Source organism: Ruegeria sp. YKSD163 (genome assembly GCF_059612905.1).
The window spans coordinates 167,470-184,329 of record NZ_JBXWRM010000007.1; the positions used below are offsets into that span (position 1 = coordinate 167,470).

Sequence of the window (16,860 nt, forward strand, 5' to 3'; positions counted from 1 at the left end):
CTTCCTCCCGTATCTGCTTTGCCAAGTCCTACGCCGTGACGCGGGAAGGGTCCAGTACCAGCCCCCTTGACGCCCGTTGCCCACCGAAACACGATAGGGACGAAATTGATCCAGAGAGGTTCTTGTGATGCCCGTTTTCCTCCGCCGCACGTCCGGCGCCATACTCGCCTATGCCATTGCAACCCAGGGCGCCTGGGCCGATCTGACCGCCGAACAGGTCTGGGCCGACTGGAGCGCCTATCTGGGCGGCATGGGCTATGACGTCGCAGGCACGGAAAGCCGATCGGGCGACACGCTGACGATCACCGATTTCAGCATGTCCATGGGCATTCCCGAGCAGGACAGCGCGATGTCTTTCTCGATGCCACAGATCACCATGACCGATCAGGGCGACGGATCGGTGCGGATCGGCCTGCCCGAAGAGTTCCCGCTGACCTTCGTTTTCTCTGTCGAGGACGAGGCACCGGTAACGGGCACGCTCACATACGCCAACCGCAACATGTCCATGGTCGCGACCGGCGACCCGGATGACATGACCTATGATTATAGCGCCGATCAGGTCAGCCTGCGGCTTGCCTCGCTGGAGGCCGATGGCGAGACGATGCCCGCCGATGCGCTGAGTTTCCTGTTGGAGATGACCGCCGTCACCGGCACCTCGCAAATGATTCTGGGCGAGATGCGCAATCTGGTGCAAAGCTTCACCGCCTCCGGCCTGACATATGCGCTGTCTTTCGACGATCCCGACTCGGACGATGCGGGGAACTTCTCGGGCACGCTTTCGGATGTACGCTATTCCGGCACCGGCAGCCTGCCGAGCAGTTTTGACGCGACCAACTTCTCGGACATGCTGAAATCGGGTTTCGCCTTTGACGCACTGATGAGCTATGGCGCTGGCAGCGGCAATATGGCGGCCAAGGGTGATGGCGACGATTTTGCCATGACATCCTCATCGCAGGGCGGTGATTTCCGGATCGCCATGGATGCCAGCCACGTGGTCTACGATCTCAAGGGCCGCCAGTCGCAGATTTCCATGACGACACAGAACCTGCCCTTTCCGATCGATCTGGCCATGGCGGAATCGGGGTTCAAGCTGGATATCCCCACCCAGGCGGGCGACGATCCGCAACCGTTTGGCTTTGGCATGAACCTGACCGGTTTCACCATGTCGGACATGATCTGGGGCATGTTCGACCCCGCCGGCGCCCTGCCGCGCGATCCGGCAACCGTCGCGCTTGATCTGTCGGGCATGGTGACAGTCTTGGTCGATTTCCTCGACCCGACCGTGGCCGAAACGCTCGAAGCGACCGGCCGTGCGCCGGGCGAGTTGAACGAGTTGACCATCAACCAGCTGCTGGTCTCGCTGGTGGGGGCCAAGCTGACCGGTACTGGCGCCTTCACCTTTGACAATTCCGACTACGAATCCTTTGACGGCATCCCGGCGCCTGCCGGTGTGGCGAACCTGACCCTGACCGGGGCAAATGCGCTGCTCGACAAGCTGATCGCCATGGGTTTCGTGTCCGAGGATGACGCCATGGGCGCGCGGATGATGATGGGCATGCTGGCCGTACCCGGCGATGCGCCCGATACGCTGAACTCGAAGATCGAGATCAACGAGCAGGGCCATATCCTCGCAAACGGTCAGCGTATCAAATAACGGCTCCAGCGGGGTGCGCGCATCGGCTGCGCGCCCTGCTGACACCTTGGTCACCCGCACCGCGCGCCGTGGGTCTTGCAGCGGGCGGCGGCGGGGGCTACCTCCCTGACAACAGCCAAAGGACAGCCCATGCCGCACAAGGCCGAAGACCTCAGCCACGCTCTCTTGCACGCCGCCCGTCAGGCTGGCGCCGAAGCCGCCGATGCGTTGGTGGTCGAGGGTACTTCGGTCTCGGTCGAGGTGCGCGGCGGCGCACTGGAACATGCCGAACGTTCCGAAGGGACCGATCTGGGCCTGCGGGTGTTTGTCGGCAAACGGCAGGCGATCGTGTCCAGCTCGGACAGCCGCCCCGAGGCGCTGGCCGCAATGGCGGAGCGCGCGGTGGCGATGGCGCGCGAGGCCCCTGAGGATCCCTATGCCGGGCTTGCCGATCCCGATCAGCTGGCGCGCGGCTGGGACCTTGCCGCGCTGGACCTGCGTGACCCTGCCGCCGAACCCGACCCTCAGGCACTGATGCAGGACGCGCTGGCCGCCGAGGCCGCCGCCGCAGCGGTAAGCGGCGTGACCCAGGTGTCGGACGCCGCCGCCGCTTACGGTCAGCACCATGTGCACCTGGCCGCCACCAACGGGTTTTCCGGCGGCTACGGGCGCAGTGTGCGCTCGCTTTCCTGCGTTGCGATTTCGGGCAGCGGAACAGGGATGGAGCGGGACGCCGATGGCGACAGCCGCACCTATCAGTCCGACCTGCGCAGCCCCGAAGAGATCGGCCGCAGCGCCGGCGAACGAGCGGTGGCCCTGCAAGGGGCGCGCAAACCGGCGACAGGCAGCTATCCGGTGCTGTTTGACGAACGCATTTCAGCCTCGCTGATCGGGCACCTTCTGGCAGCGGCAAATGGCGCCTCGGTCGCGCGCGGGTCGTCCTGGCTCAAGGACAATCTGGGCGAGCAGGTGCTGCCCGCTGCCCTGTCGCTGATCGAGGATCCGCATCGCCCGCGTGTCTCTGGATCGCGCCCCTTCGATGCCGAGGGCCTGCCGACGCAGGCCCGCGCCATCGTCAAAGACGGGGTGCTGACCGGCTGGACGCTGGACCTGGCCAGCGCACGCAAGCTGGTGTTGGCCTCGACCGGTAATGCCACGCGCGGCGTGTCGGGTCCGCCCTCGCCCAGCAACTGGAACCTGACGCTGACGCCCGGCACGGCCAGCCGTGATGATCTGATCCGTGACATGGGAACCGGGCTGCTGGTGACCTCGCTGATCGGGTCGACGATCAACCCCAACACGGGCGACTATTCGCGGGGGGCCTCGGGGTTCTGGGTCGAGAATGGCCAGATCGCCTATCCGGTCAACGAATGCACCATCGCGGGCAATCTGCGCGACATGCTGCTGCGGATGGTCCCGGCGAACGATGCCCGACCCTGGCTTTCGCGGGTGGTGCCGTCGATCCTGATCGAGGGGATGACGCTTGCCGGAAACTGACCTCGACCTGTTGATCCGCGCTGCACGTGAGGCCGGGCGCATCGCCACCCGCTACTCAGGCCGCGATGCCCAGCGCTGGGACAAGCCCGATGGCGCGGGCCCGGTGACCGAGGCCGATCTGGCGGTGAATGCGATGCTGGCGCAAATGCTGCCCGCTGCCCGCCCCGGCTATGGCTGGCTCAGCGAAGAGACCGAGGATACCGCCGCGCGGCTGGATCACGACCGTGTTTTCATAATCGACCCGATCGATGGCACCCGCAGCTTTGCCGAAGGGTCGCGCACCTGGGCGCATGCGCTGGCGGTCGCGGACCGGGGCGTGGTTACCGCCGCCGCCGTTTATCTGCCCCAGCGCGACCTGCTGTTCACCGCCGCAGCGGGCGGTGGTGCCTTTCTGAACGGCCAACCGATCCGGGTCTCGGCGCCCACCCACCTGGCCCAGGCGCATATTCTGGCCGCGCGACCAAATCTGCGCCCCGAACACTGGACCGGCGGTCAGGCACCCGCCTTCCATCGCGACTATCGCCCCTCGCTGGCCTATCGCCTTGCACTGGTGGCGCAGGGCCGGTTCGACGGGATGCTGACCCTGCGACCCAGCTGGGAATGGGATATCGCCGCTGGCGATCTGATCCTGCGCGAAGCGGGCGGGCGCTGTACCGACCGGACCGGCGCAGCGCTGAAGTTCAACAATCCCAGACCCCGGCTGGATGGGGTCATCGCAGGCGGCGACACCGTGCATCGCGGCCTGTTTGGTGCCCTTGATCCGGCAAGCGCGGGTATTCCGGCCCATTGACGAATGCGGGCCTCGCCCCCCGATGCCTTGACCCGGCCTGCCAAACCCTTAGGGTGCCGCCGATTTCAACCCCTCCGTCAGGAGTGCCGCATGGCAGCCACCGTCCCCATAGACCGGCGAACCGGCGCCTCTGTTGGCATTGCGCTATCTGGGCTGGATTGAGCCATGGTGCGGTCGCTCAGCCTTGCCGCGTACCGGGTCCTGAACTGGCGGGGGGTGAACCCGCCAGGCCGGGACATGCCGGACCGTCCAAAGGGAGAGCTGATCTGGATACATGTCACCGATCGCAGCCGGTTTCCCGCGCTTTGCGATCTGTCACAGCGACTGATCTCGCTTCGCCCAGATCTGAGCCTTCTGTTCACCATCCCGGCGGAGACACGTATCGATGACTGGATCGCGCCCTGTGGCCTGATTTCGGTGCTGCCCGACGATCATCCCGCCCCTGCGCGGCGTTTCCTGGATCACTGGCGACCCGACCTGTGCCTTTGGTCTGGCGGTGCCCTGAAACCCAACCTGATTGACGAAACCGCTGGCAGCGGCATACCGATGCTGCTGATCGACATCACCGAACGCGAGTTGCAGGCCCGGCGCCACCGCTGGTTACCCGATCTTACCCGTACCATGCTCGATTGTTTTGACATGATCCTGACCGACGGCGAAGCGACCGCGCGCTATGTGCGCAGGACCGGTGTCGCGCCAACCAAGGTCCGCGCATCGAACCCGCTTCAGGTCAGTGCCAATCCCGCCCCCTGGTCCGAAGAGGAACTGGTCGAAACCAACACCACCTTGGGCGGCAGGCCGGTCTGGTTGTCGGCCTGGACCCAGCCCAAGGAATTCATCTCGGTACTGACCGCGCATCGCCATGCGCTGCGGCTGTTGCACAGGCTGTTGCTGATTGTGCATGTGGCCGATCCTGATGAGGCCGGTCCGTTGCAGACCCGGCTCGAGGCGATGGATCTGCGTTGTGCCGATTGGGATGCCGGTGACCGGATCGAGGATTCGACCCAGGTCGTGATCAGCGCCCATGCCGAGGATCTGGGTCTGTGGTACCGGATCTCCCCGCTGACCTTCATGGGCAGCTCGCTGGAGTTCGGCACCGGCGGGCGCGACCCGCTGACAGCGGTGGCACTGGGCTCGGCGCTGCTCTACGGTCCCAATGTGCGCAGTTTCATGGATACATATGTGCGGTTGGCCTCTGTCGGCGCGGCGCGCTCGGTGCGCGATGCCGAGGCACTGGGGCGCGAGGTCGTCGACCTGCTGGCCCCGGACGCCGCGGCCCGCATGGCCCTGGCCGGCTGGCAGGTGGCCACCGAGACCGCGCATCTGACCGATGAATTGATCGAAATGGTGCTGGACCGGCTGGACCGGCGAAAGGCAATTCATGCGAGCACCTGAGTTCTGGCAGAACGACCCCGCACATCCGGGCTGGCAGTCGCGGCTGCTGGCGCCGTTGGGCGCAGTCTATGCCCGGGCGACCGCACGGCGGCTGGCGGGCGGTGATCCGGTTAAGGTGCCTGTACCGGTGATCTGCATCGGCAACCTGAACGCGGGCGGCACCGGCAAGACCCCCAGCGCGATCTGGGTGGCCGAGCGGCTGCGTGATGCCGGGCACGAACCGCATGTGGTCACCCGTGGCTATGGCGGCACGCTCGAAGGTCCGGTGCAGGTCGATCCGCGCCGCCACCGCGCCGAGGAGGTGGGCGACGAGCCATTGCTGCTGGCTGCCTTTGCCGAGGTCTGGGTGGCCAAGGATCGTGCCGCCGGCGCCCGCGCGGCGGCAGCGGCGGGGGCCACCGCAATCATCCTTGATGACGGGTTCCAGAACCCGAGCGTCGCCAAGGATCTCTCGATTATCGTGGTCGATGCGGCGCAGGGCTTTGGCAACGGTCACTGTATTCCCGCCGGCCCCTTGCGGGAACCGGTGGCATCAGGTCTTGCCCGTGCCGACCTGGTTCTGGCCCTGGGAGATGCGCAGGCACAGGACCGGTTCCGCGCAACCTGGGGTCCGGACGTGACCGTGCCGCTGGTCACCGCTGAGCTGAAACCGCTGCGCACCGGGATGGACTGGACCGCGACGCCGGTGCTGGCCTTTGCCGGGATCGGCAACCCGGCCAAGTTCTTTCGCACGCTTCGGGCCGAGGGCGCCGATCTGCGCCGGGCCGAAGCGCTGGACGATCACCAGCCGCTGACTCCAGCGCTGATGACCCGGCTGGAGAACGAAGCGCGGCTTTTGGGCGCCCAGATGGTGACGACGGAGAAGGATGCCGTGCGGCTGCCCCCAGCATTCCGCGCCAAGGTCATCACCCTGCCCGTCCGGCTGGAGGTAGGGGACGAGGACAGGTTGCGCGGCATCCTGCTGGCCGCCGCGCCGCCGCCGCCCTGAGGTCAGCTGCCCAGTTCGGCCTCGATCAGGGCCTTGAACCCTTCATAAGCCTGGTTCTCGACCTTCTTGCCATTGATGATGAAGCTGGGGGTCGAGTTGATCTCGTCCCGGGTCGCGTGTTCCTGATACCAGGCGACCAACGTCTGTGCCATGGTGGCATCGCCCAGACACGCCTCCAACTTATCATTCTCGATCCCCGCCAGCCGACCGATCTTGCGCAGTTCCTCGGCGATCTCGGCCGGACCACCGGCGCGCGACCATTCAGCCTGCCCTTTGTAGATCAGGTCGGAAATGCCAAAAAATTTCTCGGGACCCGAGCAGCGCGCCACCATCGAGGCCCAGAGACCGTAGCGGTCGAAATACACCTCGCGATAGACAAAGCGCACCTTGCCTGTGTCGATGAAATCGGCCTTGAGCTGCTTGTAGGGGCCTTGGTGAAAGGCCGCGCAATGCGGGCAGGTATATGAGGCATATTCGATGATTTCGACCGGCGCGTCCTCGGCCCCTTGCACCATTTCGACAATGGTCGAAGTATCGATTTCGGCCTGCTGCGCCTCGGCGCTGCCAATCAGCGGGTTGGCGGGCAGGTTGCCCTGTGAGGGCAGGGTCAGCCAATAGGCCCCCGCCACGACGGCCACACCGGCAAACACCAAAGTTCCCAAACGGTTCATCTTTCTGCCCTTCTTCAAGATTTCTGTCTCGATAAAACGTTCTGCGCCAATCTTTCAAGCGCCGCGCGCAAATCTTCATCTTTGGCGCCGTCGGCCACCTGCGCCGCTTCGGCCACGATCTCGGGGCGCGGGGCGCTGGCTGCAGCCTTTGGGCGATGCTCGAATGTGGCCTGACCTTCGGCAAAGCCGACGGGCGCGGTCTGGGTGATGCGGACCCGGCTGATGGCGTTATAGCCATAGGCGGCGTTCACCCGTTCGCGCAGCTGCTCCTTCTGCATTTCCAGCATCGGCGCCTGGGCCCCGGTGGTCAGCACGGTCAGCGTCGCGCCAAAGCCACCCTTGCCATAGCCGATATTGACCGGTCGGGCGATGGCGGCCAGATCCTGTCCGACGATCTCGGCCCAGTGGGTCAGCACCCGGCCCACGGCAAAGCCGCGTGTTTCGCCAGCCCGGCGAATCTGATCACCCAGCACGCTGGCGGTGCGCTTGAAGCCACGGGTCGAGGAACGTCTGCTTGCCATCTGGAATCCGACTCTGTTGCCGCTATTCTAAAGCCCACGCACTGCGGCACCAGTGAAACCGATAGAAGCGAGGGAATTTTCGTGCGCGACCTCCAACACTTTGACGTGAGCGGCACGCTGCTCGACTGGTATGACCGTCACGCGCGCGAAATGCCATGGCGGGTGGGGCCAGCGGCGCGCGCGGCAGGCACGCGCCCCGATCCCTATCGCGTATGGCTGTCCGAAGTGATGCTGCAACAGACCACCGTGGCGGCAGTGCGCGACTATTTCCACCGCTTCACCACCCGCTGGCCAACGGTTGCGGCGCTGGCCGCCGCACCGGACGAGGCGGTGATGGGCGAATGGGCGGGCCTTGGCTATTACGCCCGCGCCCGCAACCTGCTGAAATGTGCGCGCGCGGTGACCGAGGAGCACGGCGGCCAGTTTCCCGACAGCTACGAAGGTTTGATCGCCCTGCCCGGTATCGGCCCCTATACCGCCGCGGCCATCGCCGCCATCGCCTTTGACAGGGCCGAGACCGTGCTGGATGGCAATGTGGAACGGGTGATGGCGCGACTACACGACGTGCAAGAACCGCTGCCGGGAGTGAAACCAGTGCTGAAAGAGCACGCCGCCGCGCTAACCCCGACCACGCGGCCCGGCGATCACGCCCAGGCGGTGATGGATCTGGGCGCGACGATCTGCACCCCGCGCGCACCTGCCTGCGGGATCTGTCCTCTGCGCCCCCCCTGCCTGGCACGCCAGCGCGGCACCGCGTCCGACCTGCCCCGCAAGAGCCCCAAGAAGCCCAAGCCGATCCGCCATGGGCATGTCTATCTGGCGCAGCATTCTGACGGTGGCTGGCTGATGCAGCGGCGCCCGGAAAAGGGCCTGCTGGGGGGCATGCTGGGTTGGCCCGGCTCGGACTGGTCCGAGGCACCTCAACCTGCGCCGCCATTCGAGGCCGACTGGTGCGAACTGCCCGCAGAGGTGCGCCACACCTTTACCCATTTCCACCTGATCCTGCGCATTCATACGGCGCCGCTGGAGGTCGACACCGCGCCCGAGGGACTGGTCATCATCGACAAACACGCCTTTCGCCCATCAGACCTGCCCACGGTGATGCGCAAGGCCTTCGACCTCTGGCGCGGCCAATAGCGTCATGGGCAGAACCGGAAAAAACGGTTATGTTTCAGGCATTCGGATGTGGAGCCTGCGATGATCCCCACGGAAACCTTGGCCCGTTGGCAAAGCGCTATGCCGTTCTGGCTGTCCTTCCTTCTGATCCCGCTGGTCTGGATCGTGGCGAGCCAGGGCGGATGGTGGCTGTTGGCGGTGCCGCTGTCGACCTGGTGGGCGTTTGCGATTTATGATCAGGTAACGGGCCTCAACGAGGAAAACGCCGATCCCCAGACCGGTGACGAGGAGTTGGGCTGGTACATCCTGCTGCCCAAGCTTTGGGTGCCGCTGCAATTCGTCACGCTCTACGGGCTGATCTGGTACGCCACGCGCGCCGAACACCTGTCGACCCTTGAAAAGATCGCGCTTTTCTTTGGGGTCGGGGTGATTACCGGGACCATCGGCATCAACTATTCCCACGAGCTGATGCATCAGAAGAACCGGTTCGAACGCTGGCTGGGCGATATCCTGCTGGCCATGGTGCTTTACTCGCATTTCCGGTCCGAGCACCTTCTGGTGCATCACCGTCATGTGGGCACACCGCGCGACCCTGTCACCGCGCGTTACAACGAAGGGTTCCACCGCTTCTATCCGCGCGTCCTGGTGCAATGCCTACGCTCGGCTTTTCGCGCAGAACGCGAGATGCTGGCCCGCAAGGACCGGCGCTGGACCGACCTGGCCAATCCGTTCTGGCGCTATTGGGCTTTGCAGGGGCTGATGCTGGCGCTGGCTGGGCTGCTGGGGGGCTGGGCCGGGATCGGCCTGTTCCTGGTGCAGGCGGGCATTGCGATCTGGCAGTTGGAACTTGTGAACTATGTCGAGCATTACGGCCTGACCCGCAAATACCTGGGCGACGGCAAATACGAACATGTAATGCCGCGCCATTCCTGGAACGCGGCGCAAAAGGCCTCGAACTGGCTGCTGATCAACCTGCAACGCCACTCGGACCATCACTACAAGCCCGACCGGCGGTTTCCCCTGTTGCAAAACCATACCGAGGCGGACGCGCCGCAGCTGCCCTATGGATATCCGGTGATGACGGTGGCCGCGATGATCCCGCCGCTTTGGCGACGGGTGATGAACCCGCGTGTACGGGCTTGGCGGCACCGGTATTACCCCGAGATCAGCGACTGGAAGCCCTATAACAAGGCGCTGAACCCGACCCCGCGCTGAGTTCTGTCAGAGAACCCAGACCACCATTGGATCGGTCATACCCGGGATCATCTCGTCCCGGCGTTCGTCGAACCCGTCCATCAGGATCGCCCCGCCCTCGGCCTCAACCTGGCGGCGCAGATCGTCGCTGATCACAATGCCGGCGTCATAGACCCGCGACTGGGCTTCCAGCTTGGCAGCAACATTCACCGTATTGCCGATCACGGCGAATTCCAGCCGATTGGCACCGATATCACCCAGAACCGCAGGGCCGTAATGCACACCGATCCCGGCCCGGATCTCGGGCTCGCCCTGGCGGCGGCGTTCGCGGTTCCAATCGCCGATCACCTTGGCCATGGCGCGGGCGCAGGCCAGCGCGTTGCTGCCATCGGTCTCGCCGCCCACAGGGGTGCCGAATGTCGCCATCAGCCCGTCCCCCAGATACTTGTCGAGCGTGCCGTTATGGCGGAACACTTCACCCTCCATCCGGGCGTGAAAACCGCGCAGCACCTCGATCACCTCATAGGGGTCTCGCCCTGCGGCAAAACGGGTAAAGCCGATGATGTCGATGAACAGAACGGCGATATCCTGTTGCCGCACCTGTTTCAGCGGCTCGTCATTCTGGCTGAGCGCATCGACCACATTGGGCGAGAAATAGCGCGACAGGTTGGCGCGTTCGCGTTCAAGCCCGGCATTGGTGGTCAAAAGCCGGTTGAACCGCCGCACCGTCACCCCCAGCGTGACCGCAACGATCAGGAACACCACCACCTCTTGCACGCGGAGTTGAACCATGAAGCTGTTGGGCTCCATCAGCTCGGCCACGTCGGGGAAACCTGCGAATGCTGCCCGCGCGCGGTCGGACAATTCGGCAATCGGCTCGGACTGCCACCGGGCGACAACCCAGCCAAGCGTCCACAGGATCGCGGTCCAGGTCCCGATTGTGATCACCGTACGCCAGGAATACGCCAGCGTTCCTGCCGCCAGGATGACAAAGAAGTACTGGAAATTGTCGAACCGGTACTGCATCGCCAGCGGTCTCACATCATCGGATAGCGGATTGGGTATCACCATGCCCAACGTCATGATCAGCAGATCGACCAGAATCAGCAGGAGTTCCAGCCGCGATTGCCCTACACGACCCGCCCGTCGGATGAACCAGCCATTGACGGCAAGCAGCGCCAGTATGCCGTGGTAGTAGATCACGTCCCAATGCGGGTTCACAAAGATCAGCAGCACCGAGATCACTGCCATCGCGACCCAGCGCGCGCGCACCGCCAGTTCCAGCCCTTCGCGCTTGTGCTTGCTCAGCGCCGCCTGGGTAAATCGGTTGTCGAAATCGAACTCGTCGGGCTGGGTAAAAAAGAACCGCTCACGGCGCGGGGGCGCGGCTGTGCTGTCGGTCATGAGTGCTTTCCTTCGTTCCTGCCCTTACAGATAGGCATACTAGGCCGGGGCGGGTACCGGGTGCGACAAAGAAAAAACCCCGCCGACATGCGGCGGGGCAAGGTGTAGTGCCATGTGTCAGGCCACAGGCACCGGCGGTATTCCTGGGATTTTACGAGGTCAGTTTTCCAGTTCTGCCCGGATTTGCTGGCGCAGAACATCAATCGGCACCGTCTTGCCGTCACGCTTGAAACACCAATACGTCCAGCCATTGCACGACGGCGCATTTTCCAGATGCGCGCCCACCTGGTGGATGGAACCCTTGATGTTCTGGCCGACCAGCGTGCCATCGGCGCGCACCTTGGCCTTGTGCCGCTGGTTCATGCTATACAGCTCTTCGCCCGGACGCAGCATACCGCGCTCGACCAACTGGCCAAAGGGAATGCGGGGCTCGGCCCGCTTACTGGCGCTGACTTCCAGCGCCTCGCGGTCGAACTTGCGCACCTTGGCAATACGTTTTTCGGCGACCTTGCGATAGGCCTCCTCACGCTCGATGCCGATGAACTCGCGGCCCAGCATCTTGGCGACCGCACCGGTGGTGCCGGTGCCAAAGAACGGGTCGAGCACCACATCACCCGGATTGGTCGAGCTGACCAGAACCCGGTGCAGCAGCGCCTCGGGCTTTTGGGTCGGGTGCGCCTTGTCGCCGTTTTCATCCTTGAGCCGCTCATGCCCGGTGCAGATCGGCATGACCCAGTCGCTGCGCATCTGCACGCCTTCGTTCAGCGCCTTTAGCGCCTCATAGTTGAAAGTGTACTTGGCGCCTTCGGCCTTGGACGCCCAGATCATCGTCTCATGGGCATTGGTGAACCGCTTGCCACGGAAATTCGGCATCGGGTTCGATTTGCGCCAGACCACGTCGTTGAGGATCCAGTACCCCGCATCCTGCAACGCCGAACCGACCCGGAAGATGTTGTGATAGGACCCGATCACCCAGATCGCGCCATTGGGTTTCAACAGTCGCCGGGCGGCTTTCAGCCAGTCGCGCGTGAACTGGTCATAGGCAGCAAAGCTGGAAAACTGGTCCCAGTGGTCATCGACCGCGTCCACCTGGCTGTTGTCGGGGCGATGCAACTGGCCCTTGAGTTGCAGGTTATATGGCGGATCGGCAAAGATCAGATCCACCGACGCCTCTGGCATCGCGTTCATCACGTCGATGCAGTCGCCGGCTATAATCGTGTTTAAAGGGAGCGCTGTTGCGCCCTTTGTCTTGGTCGTCGTCATAGTCTGCCTCAAGTTCCACGGCGCTTTTTGCGCTCATTTGGTTGATGACAGGATGAGTCAAACCGGATTCGCGGTCAATTTCTTTTTTGAATCAGCGAGTTACGATTTGCTCTTGATACAATATCTTGTGCACCGTCTTGAAAGAACGCCTATGGTGTGGGGTTGCACCAAGATCTTGCAAAGCGGCACGATGCTCTTTTGTCGGGTATCCGGCGTTGCGCTCCCAACCATAGCCGGGATGCTGTTGCGCCAAATCCACCATCAGCCGATCGCGCCATGTTTTTGCCACAATCGAGGCCGCCGCAATCGACACCGACCGCCCGTCGCCCTTGATCACCGCCTCTGCCGGGCAGCTTAGCCCGGCGGGGATCAGGTTGCCGTCGATCAGCAGGAAATCGGGTGCGGGGTTCAGCGCGGCGACCGCGCGTTCCATCGCCAGATGCGAGGCGCGCAGGATGTTGAGGGCGTCGATCTCCTCGACGCTGGCTTCGGCGATACTCACCTGGGCACTGGCATGCAGGATATCGTGCAACCGCTCGCGCTTGGCGGCGGTCAGTTTCTTGGAATCGTTCAGCCCCGCGGGTATGGCCGTCGGGTCCAGCACCACCGCCGCCGCGACCACCGGGCCGGCCAGCGGGCCGCGCCCGACCTCGTCAACGCCGGCGATACGGATGCGGCCTTGCTCTGTCAGGGCCGCTTCGAGCTGGTAGTCAGGCTGTGTCATGCCCGTGATTGACCTGAATTCACGCCCCGGGACAAGCAAAAAGACAGGGAGCCATGCCCCCTGCCCCACGGCCCTTTACGGGCCTCCTGCTCGACCTCAGTTGGAATAGGCGACGCGATAGCCAAACTGGCGCAGGCAGTTGGGCTCATAGGCGTTGCGGGTCCGTTCGCCATTCCAATAGGACACCTTACATTGCTGCGGCAGGCTGTTGGCATGACCATAGTGGCGCGTCAGGCAACGCGCACCCAGCACCGGACCGTGACCGCGATAGCCATCCGCCTCGCGCAAGCAGCGCGACGGCAGGTTATAACGTGCCACATCGGTCGGCAGCGGCTTGGCGCGGCGATGCGGATCATGTGTCGGATACGGGTTTTGCTGGTTGCGGGTGGCGTGCTCTTGCTGGCGGCGACGATCCTTCTTCTTGTCATAGTGATGAACGGCAGCACCCAGGATGGCGATGGCCGCCAGACCACCGAGAATATCATGCGCATCGGCGGCACGAGCCTGGCTGACAGAGACACCGGTGACGGCGATGGCGGTGGACAGGACAAGAGCAATGAACTTGCGGTGCATGAGAGGGATCCTTTTTAGTTGTCTGTTCTCTGGCCCGCATCGTCACGGGCGGTGGTGATGCGCCAAACCTGCGCCCACCCCGCCCGGACAAGCAATATCGCCCCCCTGTTATCCGATATCACCCCCGCTATCACCCTGCGGTTATTGAATATCCTCGCATCAGGGCGCAGGATGACGGCCATGAAACAGTTCTCCCAAATCCTGGCCGTTCTGGCCCTGATCGCGACCCCCGCCAGCGTCGGCGCCGCCGAATGCTATGCCGACTATAAGGCCAAGCAGGAGCAGCCGCTGAGGCTGCATTACGGTGTCATGCAGGTCTCCAACTGCGCGGCCGGACAGGCCACAGCCGAGGTCGCCGCCCGCCTGCAAGCCGCAGGCTGGACCCTGCTCAACGTGCTTTCGGTCTTTGGGCCCGAGGGACTGGACCAGAGGAAGGCCGATGCCGGACCCTATTTTCTCCGTTTCTGAGGCGCGCCGATCGGGCACCCGGCTGATCGGGTTCGGTATCGCCGCCATCGTCGTCATCCTGGCGACGGCGGCCACCTTTCTGCTGCTGACCCTGCCCGACGCCAACGCGTTCAATGCGCGGGTCGAGCGGGTGTTCATCGAAAACGATCTGACCACCCAGGCCGAGATCCGGCTGCTGGAGATCCTGGCCCAATCCGGCACCGCCTTTGCCGACACCCTGTCGAGCTATCGCATGGTAATTTTCGTGCTGCTGGTCTTTGCCAGCGCCATGATGATCGCGGCACTGGCCTTTCTGGCGATGCTGGTGCTGCTCAACCGCCGCATGGCCCAGATCGAACGCACCGGCATTCAGGTGACCTCGCTGCTGATCAGCCGCGAGGAGAACACCGTTTACCTCAACAACATGGAGTTCCAGCTGACCCCCGCCGCCATCGAGACCCTCGCCGTGCTGGCCGAGGCGCGGATGGATGACGAGGTGCTATCGGGGTCGCAGATCGAATCCGTTATCTCGGGCCGGGCTGCCGCCGATTGTGACGAGGCCGCTGGGGCCACCCGGATCAAGCGGCTGCGCGACACGCTGGGCAACCAGATGATCAGCGCGCTACTGGTCAAGAACATCGCCAAGCGTGGCTATATGCTGGCAATCGACAAAAGCGTGATCCAGATGGTCTGACGCATCAGTGATTGGGCGACTCGCGTCCCGGCGCGGGTCGCGCTTGCGCGGGCGGCCAGGCCGGGCAGGCGCAGGTGGCGCGATTGTCGATAATCAGCTCATCCCGGATATGCGGGCATGTTGGCGGCGGCCCCGCGACCCAGGCCGGACGGTTGGTCGCCTGGCAGACCGCGATACAGATGCATTGATCCCGCGTCGGCTGGGGTATCCGGCTGTGTTGCGCCTCTAGCGGTGCAATTGGCGCAATGACAAGAGCTGTCATCAGAAGAAATCGCATCAGCTGCCTCACCGATAATTTCAGTTTCGTGCCCTTGGCAATCACCCCCCCTGCCCCCATCCTATGACCTGACGGGCAAAAAGGAGGTTGTCGATGAACGTCCATACCACCCCACGGGCCCAGAGCTATGACATCAGTATCGAGCCGCTCGACGGAAAGGTCGAGGTGTATCGCGATGATGTACTGCTGGCGGCAACGACCCGCGCAATGGTGATGTACGAGACCCGCCTGGCACCGGCAATCTACATCCCGCGCGACGACGTACTGGTGCCGCTGGGAGAGCCGACCGAGCTTCAGACCTTTTGCCCGTTCAAGGGCACAGCCAGTTACCGCGACATGTATGTCGACGAGGAGAAGGTGGCCAACGCGGTCTGGTCCTACGACACGCCACTCCCCGAGAGCGTCGGCATACGCGGTTATGTCGGGTTCATGCCGCAGGCCCATACGCGGATCGAACTGGGCGACAACAGCCTGAACGAGGGGGCGGATGGCCATGTCAGCGGACCGCTTGTCGACTGGCTCTTGCGCGGTGCAGCCTCGTTCCGCACGGCCGAGGAATTCACCCGCGCGCTGGCCGAAAAGATGCTGGATCACGGGATCGCGGTCTCGCGGCTGAGCGTTCTGGCCTGGTCGCTGCATCCGCTGATCGCAGGCAAGCATTACATCTGGGAAAAGGGGAAGGCCGAGATCTCGACGTATGCGCCGACCTATGAAATCCACGATCATCCGGCCTTCAACAACAGCCCGCTGCGACATGTATCAAACGGGCTGGGCGGCATCCGGCAGCGGCTGACAGACGGGCCGACCGATACAGAATTCCCGATCATGCAGGAGCTGCGCGCGCAGGGCGCCACCGACTATGTCGCTATGCCGATGCCGTTTTCCGACGGCCGGATAAACGTCTTGACCATGAGCTGCGATCACCCGGACGGGTTCACCACCGCCAATCTGGGCCTCATCTTTGAATGCTCCGCCGTAATCGGCCGCTATTACGAGGTGTTCATGCAGCGCGAGAATGCGCAGTCACTGCTGGAGACCTATGTTGGCAAACGCAGCGGGGCCCGGGTTTTGGGTGGCGAAATCCGCCGTGGAGACGGCGACGAGATCGACGCCGCGATCATGTTCTGCGATCTGCGCGGTTCGACCCGGCTGGAAGAGGAGCTGGGGCGCGCCAGCTATATCGCCACGTTGAACCGGTTCTTCGAGACGGTGTCCGAAATCGTGCATGCCCATGACGGCGAGGTCCTGAAGTTCATCGGCGACGCGGTGCTTGCGGTATTTCCTGCCGGTGCGGATGCCCAGACCGCCCATCGTCAGGCCATGACCTCGGCAACCGGGATCGTTACGAAGCTGGCCGAAACACCCGAGGGGTCCGTGTCGCTGGATTGTGCCATCGGGCTGGCCTATGGCCGGGTCACCTATGGCAATGTCGGATCGAAGGAACGTCTCGATTTCACCGTGATCGGTCAGGCTGCGAATATCGCGGCGCGGCTGGGCGACTATGGCAAAGCCACCGGGCACAGAATTGTTGTCTCGGAAGAGGTCGAAAGCGCCTGCGGCAATTGCCTGCCGCTGGGTGAAGTCGCGTTACACAATGTCTCGCACCCCGTGACCTGCTATGCGGTCGAGGTCGAACGGACAATCCTTCGGGCGCAACAGACCAAGAGCTGAGC

The 16,860-nt window shown here is 63.8% G+C and carries 16 protein-coding genes; 10 read left to right on the forward strand and 6 right to left on the reverse strand.

Annotated features, from left to right (window positions below; genetic code table 11):
• Window positions 1–127: 127 nt before the first annotated feature.
• The 5 genes from AC2FNA_RS11640 to lpxK all read left to right on the forward strand — a co-directional run bounded on the left by AC2FNA_RS11640 (window position 128) and on the right by lpxK (window position 6,303).
• A complete protein-coding gene (locus AC2FNA_RS11640) occupies window positions 128–1,654 on the forward strand; it encodes a DUF2125 domain-containing protein (RefSeq protein WP_496826665.1) in 1,527 nt (508 codons plus the stop codon).
• A gap of 129 nt (window positions 1,655–1,783) precedes the next feature.
• On the forward strand, window positions 1,784–3,130 hold the full coding sequence (locus tag AC2FNA_RS11645) for a TldD/PmbA family protein (protein ID WP_496826667.1): 1,347 nt from the start codon (window positions 1,784–1,786) through the stop codon (window positions 3,128–3,130).
• Entirely contained in the window at window positions 3,117–3,920 is an 804-nt protein-coding gene (locus tag AC2FNA_RS11650; RefSeq protein WP_496826669.1) for an inositol monophosphatase family protein, read from the forward strand. The genes AC2FNA_RS11645 and AC2FNA_RS11650 overlap by 14 nt, the downstream gene beginning before the upstream one ends.
• Window positions 3,921–4,157: 237 nt before the next feature.
• A complete protein-coding gene (locus tag AC2FNA_RS11655) occupies window positions 4,158–5,315 on the forward strand; it encodes a 3-deoxy-D-manno-octulosonic acid transferase (RefSeq protein ID WP_496826671.1) in 1,158 nt (385 codons plus the stop codon).
• Entirely contained in the window at window positions 5,302–6,303 is a 1,002-nt protein-coding gene (gene lpxK / locus AC2FNA_RS11660) for a tetraacyldisaccharide 4'-kinase (RefSeq protein ID WP_496826673.1), read from the forward strand. The genes AC2FNA_RS11655 and lpxK overlap by 14 nt, the downstream gene beginning before the upstream one ends.
• Before the next feature lie 2 nt (window positions 6,304–6,305).
• Here the strand turns inward: lpxK and AC2FNA_RS11665 are convergent, their stop codons facing one another.
• The gene (locus AC2FNA_RS11665) at window positions 6,306–6,974 is read right to left on the reverse strand and encodes a DsbA family protein (RefSeq protein WP_496826675.1); all 669 of its coding nucleotides are present in this window, start codon (window positions 6,972–6,974) and stop codon (window positions 6,306–6,308) included.
• Between the two features lie 14 nt (window positions 6,975–6,988).
• Complete coding sequence (locus tag AC2FNA_RS11670; protein ID WP_496826677.1) at window positions 6,989–7,495, reverse strand: DUF721 domain-containing protein; 507 nt, start codon at window positions 7,493–7,495, stop codon at window positions 6,989–6,991.
• Between the two features lie 81 nt (window positions 7,496–7,576).
• Here AC2FNA_RS11670 and mutY point away from each other — a divergent pair, with 81 nt between their 5' ends.
• Window positions 7,577–8,632 carry an A/G-specific adenine glycosylase gene (gene mutY / locus AC2FNA_RS11675; RefSeq protein ID WP_496826679.1) on the forward strand — a complete coding sequence of 352 codons (1,056 nt, stop codon included), beginning with the start codon at window positions 7,577–7,579 and terminating at the stop codon, window positions 8,630–8,632.
• A 60-nt stretch (window positions 8,633–8,692) separates the two neighbouring features.
• Window positions 8,693–9,826, forward strand: coding sequence for an alkane 1-monooxygenase (locus AC2FNA_RS11680; RefSeq protein WP_496826681.1), 1,134 nt, complete (start codon window positions 8,693–8,695; stop codon window positions 9,824–9,826).
• 6 nt (window positions 9,827–9,832) lie between these two features.
• Here the strand turns inward: AC2FNA_RS11680 and AC2FNA_RS11685 are convergent, their stop codons facing one another.
• The 4 genes from AC2FNA_RS11685 to AC2FNA_RS11700 all read right to left on the reverse strand — a co-directional run bounded on the left by AC2FNA_RS11685 (window position 9,833) and on the right by AC2FNA_RS11700 (window position 13,769).
• Window positions 9,833–11,209 (reverse strand): adenylate/guanylate cyclase domain-containing protein, encoded by a 1,377-nt coding sequence (locus AC2FNA_RS11685; RefSeq protein WP_496826683.1) that lies wholly within the window; start codon window positions 11,207–11,209, stop codon window positions 9,833–9,835.
• A 159-nt stretch (window positions 11,210–11,368) separates the two neighbouring features.
• The gene (locus AC2FNA_RS11690; RefSeq protein ID WP_496826685.1) at window positions 11,369–12,472 is read right to left on the reverse strand and encodes a site-specific DNA-methyltransferase; all 1,104 of its coding nucleotides are present in this window, start codon (window positions 12,470–12,472) and stop codon (window positions 11,369–11,371) included.
• Window positions 12,473–12,563: 91 nt separating this feature from the next.
• The gene (gene rnhB, locus AC2FNA_RS11695) at window positions 12,564–13,196 is read right to left on the reverse strand and encodes a ribonuclease HII (RefSeq protein ID WP_496826687.1); all 633 of its coding nucleotides are present in this window, start codon (window positions 13,194–13,196) and stop codon (window positions 12,564–12,566) included.
• A 96-nt stretch (window positions 13,197–13,292) separates the two neighbouring features.
• Window positions 13,293–13,769 (reverse strand): hypothetical protein, encoded by a 477-nt coding sequence (locus tag AC2FNA_RS11700; protein WP_496826688.1) that lies wholly within the window; start codon window positions 13,767–13,769, stop codon window positions 13,293–13,295.
• A gap of 180 nt (window positions 13,770–13,949) precedes the next feature.
• On the opposite strand from AC2FNA_RS11700, the gene AC2FNA_RS11705 reads away from it, so the two are divergent.
• From AC2FNA_RS11705 to AC2FNA_RS11715, 3 genes are all read left to right on the forward strand, one after another.
• Window positions 13,950–14,237 (forward strand): hypothetical protein, encoded by a 288-nt coding sequence (locus AC2FNA_RS11705; protein WP_496826690.1) that lies wholly within the window; start codon window positions 13,950–13,952, stop codon window positions 14,235–14,237.
• On the forward strand, window positions 14,209–14,910 hold the full coding sequence (locus AC2FNA_RS11710) for a winged helix-turn-helix domain-containing protein (RefSeq protein WP_496826691.1): 702 nt from the start codon (window positions 14,209–14,211) through the stop codon (window positions 14,908–14,910). The genes AC2FNA_RS11705 and AC2FNA_RS11710 overlap by 29 nt, the downstream gene beginning before the upstream one ends.
• A 370-nt stretch (window positions 14,911–15,280) precedes the next feature.
• Window positions 15,281–16,858, forward strand: a complete 1,578-nt coding sequence (locus AC2FNA_RS11715; protein WP_496826693.1) for a DUF427 domain-containing protein — start codon at window positions 15,281–15,283, stop codon at window positions 16,856–16,858.
• Window positions 16,859–16,860 lie beyond the last annotated feature (2 nt).

Excerpts from the sequence above, each read along its gene's own strand:
- AC2FNA_RS11640 (WP_496826665.1), top strand. The coding sequence starts at position 128 with ATGCCCGTTTTCCTCCGCCGCACGTCCGGCGCCATACTCGCCTATGCC.
- AC2FNA_RS11645 (WP_496826667.1), top strand. The coding sequence starts at position 1,784 with ATGCCGCACAAGGCCGAAGACCTCAGCCACGCTCTCTTGCACGCCGCC.
- AC2FNA_RS11655 (WP_496826671.1), top strand. The coding sequence starts at position 4,158 with ATGCCGGACCGTCCAAAGGGAGAGCTGATCTGGATACATGTCACCGAT.
- lpxK (WP_496826673.1), top strand. The coding sequence starts at position 5,302 with ATGCGAGCACCTGAGTTCTGGCAGAACGACCCCGCACATCCGGGCTGG.
- AC2FNA_RS11665 (WP_496826675.1), bottom strand. The coding sequence starts at position 6,974 with ATGAACCGTTTGGGAACTTTGGTGTTTGCCGGTGTGGCCGTCGTGGCG.
- AC2FNA_RS11670 (WP_496826677.1), bottom strand. The coding sequence starts at position 7,495 with ATGGCAAGCAGACGTTCCTCGACCCGTGGCTTCAAGCGCACCGCCAGC.
- AC2FNA_RS11680 (WP_496826681.1), top strand. The coding sequence starts at position 8,693 with ATGATCCCCACGGAAACCTTGGCCCGTTGGCAAAGCGCTATGCCGTTC.
- AC2FNA_RS11685 (WP_496826683.1), bottom strand. The coding sequence starts at position 11,209 with ATGACCGACAGCACAGCCGCGCCCCCGCGCCGTGAGCGGTTCTTTTTT.
- AC2FNA_RS11690 (WP_496826685.1), bottom strand. The coding sequence starts at position 12,472 with ATGACGACGACCAAGACAAAGGGCGCAACAGCGCTCCCTTTAAACACG.
- rnhB (WP_496826687.1), bottom strand. The coding sequence starts at position 13,196 with ATGACACAGCCTGACTACCAGCTCGAAGCGGCCCTGACAGAGCAAGGC.
- AC2FNA_RS11700 (WP_496826688.1), bottom strand. The coding sequence starts at position 13,769 with ATGCACCGCAAGTTCATTGCTCTTGTCCTGTCCACCGCCATCGCCGTC.
- AC2FNA_RS11705 (WP_496826690.1), top strand. The coding sequence starts at position 13,950 with ATGAAACAGTTCTCCCAAATCCTGGCCGTTCTGGCCCTGATCGCGACC.
- AC2FNA_RS11710 (WP_496826691.1), top strand. The coding sequence starts at position 14,209 with ATGCCGGACCCTATTTTCTCCGTTTCTGAGGCGCGCCGATCGGGCACC.
- AC2FNA_RS11715 (WP_496826693.1), top strand. The coding sequence starts at position 15,281 with ATGAACGTCCATACCACCCCACGGGCCCAGAGCTATGACATCAGTATC.